Below are 3285 nucleotides of genomic sequence, written 5' to 3'. Positions count from 1 at the left end.
AAGTTTCAATCATTACGTATTTTTCTCCAGGTGATGGATATTGATAATTGTACTACATAGCTCCCGCGCTCTTAAAGCAATTGCTATATGGGGATATAAAAAGGTGCGCTGACTTTCACACCTGATGGCTAGCAGGATGCTAAAAAAGGGGGGTCCAGAGGGGCTTTGCCCCTTTGGCAGGGGTGTCTGGGCGTCATTCTTACAGAATGACGTTAGCAGAATCCGAAACCAGATTCTGCCGGTGTCCCCAGATATAATATTTTCCCCCTTCCTGGACAGGAAGGGGGTCAGGGGGATGGTCGAAAGGGTTTTTCATAGGCTTGCTAGAATGACAGGGACTGTAAAGGCATTTGTAAGACACTACAGTAGCTACAATGACAGCCCGGCGTTCCAAAGAGGATATTATGAAAGAGCTTGATGAGAAGGCAAGACGGTACCTTGAAATATCTGGAAACTGTGCGCAGTCTTCCTTTCTGGCACTGAGCGAGCAGTTCGGATTGGGTGACGGGACAACCCTGAAGGCACTGACGCCGTTTCCCGGTATTGCCCGGAGAGGTGAGACCTGCGGTGCTGTGACTGGTAGTGTTTTAGTATTGGGACTGGTGTATGGACGTGACCGACTGGACGATTGGGAAGGGTATCTCAGGTCGCTGCGCCCGAGTCGGGCATTCTGCCGTGCCTTTGAGAAGGAGTTCAGCAGTACCATGTGTGGTGGAATCCTGAAACTGTTATTTGGCAGAGCTTATAACCTGGCAAACCCGGTTGAAGCCGAGGAGTGGCGAAAAGCCGGCTCCACGGAGAAATGTTCCACTGTTGTGGCCGGGGCCTGCCGCATGGCTGCCGAGATAATTATGGAGAAGCAGACGTGAGGGTGATACCGCGCGGCAAGGTCCGAGGTGGCGATGTGGTGTTCATGAAATACAAAGGTCCCAGAGGGGGACCGGATTCCGGGAAATGCTTACTACCACCAACTCGATAGTGAGGATGGGTCTGGAGGTAGAGGTAGCCCTGGTCACTGACGGCAGGTTCAACTCGGCATTCTCTACGCTTGAGAAAGACCTGCTGTTACTAAGCGAGTATCTGGCCCAGGATACTGACGTTTCTTAAGATGTTGGCCGGCAACCAGAGACCCGTAGTAGATTTGACAACCGGCCAATCAAAGACTATATTGAATTTCCCAACGTACTTGGGGTATCGGGAGGGCAGTATGGAAAACGTGAAGTGCGAGAAGTGTGACCGGGAGTTCTCGGCGCAACCCAATGAGTACCCGGGGAAGGTCTATGTTCATCACGGCAAGGTAATGTGTGAGGACTGCCTGCTGGACATGGGCGTGATGCCGGATTCGGCAGACCCGCAGACGACCTATCTGCATACGCGCACTGACCTCTACCGTGTTATCTAGCAGGGTGATGAAAAAGGGGAGTCCAGAGGGGTTCCGCCCCTTCTGAGGGGCGCCCCCTTCTGGCAGGGGTCTGGGGGTGTCCCCCAGATATAATCTTTTCCCCCTTCCGCAGAAGGCTCCTTCCTGGCTAGGAAGGGGAAGGCGGCCCAGATGGGCCGCACGGGGATTGGTCGAAATGGTTTTTCAGCAGCCTGCTAGGTAGAGAACAGTCTTTCCGGGCTGAATAAGTACCCGTAAGGTGGTGAGACACGGGTATATGGGTCGCGTGATACACTGGTTGGTCAGGGGCGTACCCGCTTCAACTCAAAGACCACCGGATTGGCGGCGTCCGGGCAGGCAGCGGTGGCCGTATCCGGGTCGTCTGACCAGGGGAGAGAGCCGCCAAACATGAGCACGCGCACGTCGGGGAAGAGCGCGTTGAAAGCGGACAGGCATATTCCTTCCGGTGTATGCCCACTGATAACCCATTCCTGGCCAATCGCGTGGCCGGCACCACAGGTACCTTTCTGTGATATCACCCGGGCGACCACGTCATAGCTTTCAGCCATTTTACTGCCTCCAACCTTTAGTCTGTCAGAATAATGAAGAGTCGTGATGGTTCGTCCAGTATAGTGGCTGCCAGGGGCAGCGTCAAACGTTACCTGTGACACTGACATTGACGTATGAGGCTGCTTTCGTTATGCTCTAAGTATCCAAATACAGGAGGAAATGAATGGAGTGGAAGACCCGGGTCACCGATATATTCGATTGCAGGTACCCCATTCTTGAAGGTGCCTATGCGGGATTTGGCAACTGGCAGTTTGCCGCGGCCTGTGCCGAGGCCGGCGCACATGGCTGCATTACTGCCTCCACGTCTCGTACTCCGGAGCAACTGCGCGAGGACATTCGGAGTTGCCGGAAGGCCACCAGCGGGTCCTTTGGGGTGAACCTGAGCTTCGGGATATGCCCCCGGATTGAAGATATGCTGGAGGTCTGTATCGAGGAGAAGGTACCCGTAGAGACGGCGATATACAAGCCGGACGCACTGGCCCCACGCATCAAGGAAGGCGGTATTCCCTGGATACATAAATCGGCCAGGGTTAAGGACGCGCAACATGCCGAAGAGCTGGGTGCGGACGCTGTCATTGTGGTCGGGCTGGAGGGCGTTGGTTTCAAGAGTCCGGAGCAGTTGCCGACCTTCATCACAACGAGCTGGGGCAGCAGACAGGTGAAGGTACCGTTCGTTGCCGCCGGAGGAATCGGGGACGCCCGTGGTTTCCTGGGGGCGCTGGCAATGGGGGCGGACGGTATTATGATGGGGACGGCCTTCATGGCCACGAAAGAGTGCCCGACGAATGAGGCTTCGAAGCAGGGAATGGTGGAGACCAGTCCGGACAACCCGCGACTCCGCTGGCGGGTACTCTCCCACGCTTCCCCCAAGGACTACGCCGATGTGCTGCGGAAGCGAGGGGACCTGCCGCTGAGCGAGTGGCTGCCGATGCTGGAGCGCATCCAGCCCAAGCCGTCCGACTGGGAGGGCCCGGCAGACATTCCGGAACCGACACGCATAGGCTCGCTGGCGGTCGGTGCGATAGACAGCATCCCTACGGTGAAGGAGTTCATTGACCGGATGATTGCCGAGGCGGAGGAGATGGTGGAGAGCAGACCGTTCTTCAGGGGGAGGTAGGGATCTCCGCTACGTCCAGTAGTCTTCCTTCGCTATCGGTATAGCCTGAAACTGGTGGAAGGTCGTGTGACCCACTGCGTAGACGAACCTGAATGTCCTCCGGGTCTCATGCAGCTTATGCGTAAGCTTGTTCTTGTAGCTGACAGATATGCGAACCCGGCTGTCAGGGGCACCTATTTTGTCAACCTGCGCTTCTTCTACATGGAAGGTAGGTCCT

6 protein-coding genes are annotated in these 3285 nt (G+C 55.9%); 4 read left to right on the top strand and 2 right to left on the bottom strand.

The features are described 5' to 3' along the window. The first annotated feature begins 404 nt into the window (after positions 1 to 404). From VMW13_11180 to VMW13_11170, 3 genes are all read left to right on the top strand, one after another. Positions 405 to 869, top strand: a complete 465-nt coding sequence (locus VMW13_11180; protein ID HUV45376.1) for a C-GCAxxG-C-C family protein — start codon at positions 405 to 407, stop codon at positions 867 to 869. An 85-nt stretch (positions 870 to 954) separates the two neighbouring features. Continuing rightward, positions 955 to 1107, top strand: a complete 153-nt coding sequence (locus tag VMW13_11175; GenBank protein ID HUV45375.1) for a hypothetical protein — start codon at positions 955 to 957, stop codon at positions 1105 to 1107. Positions 1108 to 1207: 100 nt separating this feature from the next. After that, a complete protein-coding gene (locus tag VMW13_11170) occupies positions 1208 to 1402 on the top strand; it encodes a hypothetical protein (protein HUV45374.1) in 195 nt (64 codons plus the stop codon). Between the two features lie 281 nt (positions 1403 to 1683). Here VMW13_11170 and VMW13_11165 read toward each other — a convergent pair whose 3' ends face one another. Next, positions 1684 to 1950 (bottom strand): TIGR04076 family protein, encoded by a 267-nt coding sequence (locus VMW13_11165; GenBank protein ID HUV45373.1) that lies wholly within the window; start codon positions 1948 to 1950, stop codon positions 1684 to 1686. Positions 1951 to 2114: 164 nt separating this feature from the next. Here VMW13_11165 and VMW13_11160 point away from each other — a divergent pair, with 164 nt between their 5' ends. Continuing rightward, positions 2115 to 3068: a nitronate monooxygenase gene (locus tag VMW13_11160; GenBank protein HUV45372.1), complete on the top strand. Its 954-nt coding sequence runs from the start codon at positions 2115 to 2117 to the stop codon at positions 3066 to 3068. Between the two features lie 9 nt (positions 3069 to 3077). Here the strand turns inward: VMW13_11160 and VMW13_11155 are convergent. After that, a partial coding sequence (locus tag VMW13_11155) for a hypothetical protein (GenBank protein HUV45371.1) occupies positions 3078 to 3285 on the bottom strand: 208 nt, incomplete at its 5' end.

It is taken from the genome of Dehalococcoidales bacterium, from assembly GCA_035529395.1.
Lineage (GTDB): Bacteria > Chloroflexota > Dehalococcoidia > Dehalococcoidales > Fen-1064 > DUES01.
The sequence above is the reverse complement of the archived record's forward strand: the minus strand, read 5'-3'. Positions and strand labels throughout refer to the sequence as shown.